3 protein-coding genes are annotated in these 2983 nt (G+C 40.8%); 2 read left to right on the top strand and 1 reads right to left on the bottom strand.

Annotated features, from left to right (window positions below; translation table 11 throughout):
* The coding region (locus IQ242_RS21220; protein WP_193961314.1) for an LCP family protein at window positions 1-1343 on the bottom strand (1343 nt) is incomplete at its 3' end.
* An 837-nt stretch (window positions 1344-2180) separates the two neighbouring features.
* Here IQ242_RS21220 and IQ242_RS21215 point away from each other — a divergent pair.
* Window positions 2181-2858 (top strand): C40 family peptidase, encoded by a 678-nt coding sequence (locus IQ242_RS21215; RefSeq protein ID WP_193961313.1) that lies wholly within the window; start codon window positions 2181-2183, stop codon window positions 2856-2858.
* Window positions 2788-2983, top strand: a 196-nt coding sequence (locus IQ242_RS21210) for a hypothetical protein (protein WP_193961312.1), incomplete at its 3' end; no start/stop codon positions are given. The genes IQ242_RS21215 and IQ242_RS21210, both read left to right, overlap by 71 nt.

The raw sequence follows: 2983 nt of genomic DNA, 5'->3' as shown, positions 1-2983 counted from the left end.
ATAGTTAGGTCTGAGTCTAAAGCACCAGTGGAGGATGATTCTACTTTACCGATTCCCAATTGATTTTTCAAGAGGTTAGCGGACTGAATATCACCTTTTTGAGCAATAATTGCCGTGGTTTCTAGCTTTTGGGAGGAGTCGTCGCTAATATAAACATTTGTATAGCCCTGTTTGGCCAGATAATTACGAGTACGACGGGCTAAACCTTTGGTATGGGTGGCATTTTGAATGGCAATCCGCAGACTATAAACGGAGGTTTCTCTCCCGGAATAGTTATCGGTAAAATTATTAGCCACAATGGTTCTAATTTCGCGACGGTTCAAAATCCAATAACTGCGACCATCGTATTCCTCGAGGCTATTAAACCGGCCGGGGAGTAGGATCATTCTTAAGTCATCCTGTTTAATTTCCCGGCCAAAATTAGCGATAGCCAGCATTTCCTCGACGCTTAAGTTCGTATCGATATATTGTTGTAAAACCTGTACTGCTTTCGGGAGACTGGGGAGAATTGTCGGACTAAAAATCTTTTGTTGGAGTGCTTTTAATAAAATTTGTTGTCTTTGTACGCGACCAATATCGCCGTATTGCGGGTTACGAAAACGGGCAAATTGTTCTGCTTGGTCGCCGTTGAGATTTTGCCAACCCTCTTGTAAATCAATTTCTAATTTTTGGGTGACATCTTTATGATACATTCGTTCGGGTACATAAACCTCTACACCCCCGACTAAATCAACTAATTCCTTAAAGGCATCGGTAGTCACCCGCACATAGCGATCAACGGTGACATCCCCTAAAGTATTACTGACCACTTCCGCCGCTAGAGTTGGTCCACCGTGAACATTGGCATCGTTAATTTTAGTGAAACCGTGGCCGGGGATTCTGACGCGGCTATCGCGAGGGATAGACAACATTCTCACGGTTTTATCGCTAGGATCGAAGCGCACTAGGAGCATGGTGTCGCTGCGACCTTTAAATACATCGTCGCCGTTTTTGGCATCTAAAACTCGATCGATGCCCATAACTAAAATATTAACAGGACGAGAAAGCTGCTGGTTAATTAAGCTATTCCAAGCTTGAGCCTCAAGGATGTCTGTTTGGGTGGGAAAAGTCGTTTTTTGGAAGATAGCCCCAATTGGTGCCGGTAAGGGACTAATTAAAGCGACGGCAGCGCCAACAGTGGCGGAAACTAGGGCGGTAAAACTGAGGGTTATTCCCCAAAATAAGCCCTTTTGCAGGGGAGATGCTTTTTTAAAACCGGACATGACTGAACTGACCACCGCGACGGTATTTTCTGAGTTTTGGCTGTATTCTTGCTTTTCAAACCGCCCGGAAACATTGGCCATGGACTAACCTCAACATCTGATTAAAAGCTTACTTTAAGTAGGGAGGCACAATTATTTGTAGGATGGGTTAGCGGTAGCGTAACCCATGCGGGCGTTGGGTTTCATTTTTCAACCCAACCTACGTTCATCTTATATTTAATTCCACCCACCCAGGAGGTGACTGCTGATCGATAGAATCTATCTCTAGCCCAAAAGTTCCAGATATTGGTCACTCCCCTCTCGCCGGCTATTGTAACATATTGTTAAGGAACTGGCTATCCTAGACCTGTTGTAAAAATCAAAAATTGTTGTTAGGGTTAGGAGTCGGTAGCCAGAAGAATTGAGAATGAATAATAAGCGATTAAATGCTCTATTTACCGATTTTATGCCATTTAATCCTTATTTTTGCAGTTTTTGAACCCTGAAAAGTTAATTAGGCCAGAGGTTTAATAATTTTTCAGGGATTCGGTTTGGTTATAGATTAAGCTGCCCGCACATTTATAGCGTTTTTCAGTCTGCTGAGGTACAAAAGTTATGGGTTTTAGGCACTCATGCAAGAGGCAAAAGGCAAAGGGCAAGAAAAATAGGTGTACCTCACTAGCTTAGGAAATGCTATAAATTGGTTGTTGAGATAAGGCAAGAGGTAACAGGCAAGAGGTAACAGCAAAGGGATTGGGGGAGATTGAGTTAATCTAAGGATAGGCGGTTAAAATGCGTCTTAGATTATCTCTGTAGCCAAGAATTAAGAGAGGTGGAAACTTGAAGATAACATAACTAAGGTTATTCTACTTGTTTTTATCCCTTTGCTTTCGGCTAGTCTGGCAGTTTTTTTGTCAATATAATTCCGATCTATTTTGTATGCAAATCATCTCCCTTCCCCCATCATCCACCCAGGAATATCTCTGTATAAGAGACTTAAATCTCTACAATTCTCCCAGTTGTCAAGAGTTAGCTACCCAAGCACAACGGGGAAGACAATTAAAATTTATTTCCCTAGAAATTACCGAAAAAGGACTACAAATTCAGCTAAGAGAAGATAATTATTTAGCTTGGTTATCTCTAGAAGATTTAGATGCGATTGCAGCGGCCGCCACAGCTTATCAAAAAATTCCTCTAACTCGTTCAGAAATAGAAAAACATATTCCTGAGATTATCACTTTTACTCAGGAAGCAATGAACCGTACCAATCATTATCTCTGGGGTGGAACCCTTGCACCTAATTACGATTGTTCAGGATTAATCCAGGCCGCTTTTGCCACTTTTGGCATTTGGTTGCCCAGGGATTCCTATCAACAGGAGGCTTTTTGTCAAAAAATAAACCGAGAGGAATTACTCCCAGGAGATTTAATTTTCTTTGGTGATAAAAGAGTTAATCATGTGGCTTTATATCTAGGGAATAATCAATATATTCACAGTTCAGGAAAAGAAACAGGTAATAATGGTATCGCTATCAATCTACTCACCGATGATAAGGATAGCGTCAGTCGTTATTATTATCAAAAATTATCGAGTTTCGGTCGAGTTATGCACAATTAATCAGTTATCAGTTATCAGTTATCAGTTATCAGTTATCAGTTATCAGTTATCAGTTATCAGTTATCAGTTATCAGTTATCAGTTATCAGTTATCAGTTATCAGTTATCAGTTATCAGTTATCAGTT

Source organism: Microcystis sp. LEGE 08355, from assembly GCF_015207185.1.
GTDB classification, from domain to species: domain Bacteria; phylum Cyanobacteriota; class Cyanobacteriia; order Cyanobacteriales; family Microcystaceae; genus Microcystis; species Microcystis panniformis.
The sequence above is the reverse complement of the archived record's forward strand: the minus strand, read 5'-3'. Positions and strand labels throughout refer to the sequence as shown.

Coding starts and splice junctions, on each gene's coding strand:
- IQ242_RS21215 (WP_193961313.1), top strand. CDS start 2,181: ATGCAAATCATCTCCCTTCCCCCATCATCCACCCAGGAATATCTCTGT.